This is a genomic window from Halalkalibacter flavus (assembly GCF_036663575.1).
In the GTDB taxonomy this organism is placed as follows: domain Bacteria; phylum Bacillota; class Bacilli; order Bacillales; family Bacillaceae_D; genus Halalkalibacter; species Halalkalibacter flavus.
This window is the reverse complement of sequence record NZ_JAWRVK010000412.1, coordinates 1-238: the sequence shown is the minus strand read 5'-3', so window position 1 is coordinate 238 and position 238 is coordinate 1. Positions and strand designations below refer to the sequence as shown.

The 238-nt window shown below is 61.3% G+C and carries 1 protein-coding gene; it reads left to right on the top strand.

The window, feature by feature from the left end:
- Nucleotides 1–6: 6 nt before the first annotated feature.
- On the top strand, nucleotides 7–238 hold a 232-nt coding region (locus tag SAY88_RS26265; protein WP_431308939.1), incomplete at its 3' end, for a tetratricopeptide repeat protein.

The window sequence follows — 238 nt, the reverse complement described above, 5'->3', positions numbered from 1 at the left end:
GCGACTATGCTCTTTTTGGCAGGGTGGTCTGCTGCAGTCGCGCAGCCCGAGAATCTCGGCAACATTCGCCGACTCGCGAGCCAGGGCCGGACGGCAGTCGCGATTCAGCGAATTGAGAGCTTTCTCGAGAGAAATCCGGGCAACGCCGAAGCGCGCCTCCTGCAGGGCGTGTTCCTTGCTGAGAATGGAGACCGCGCTGGAGCCCAGAAAGTCTTCGACCGCCTTCTGAACGATCACC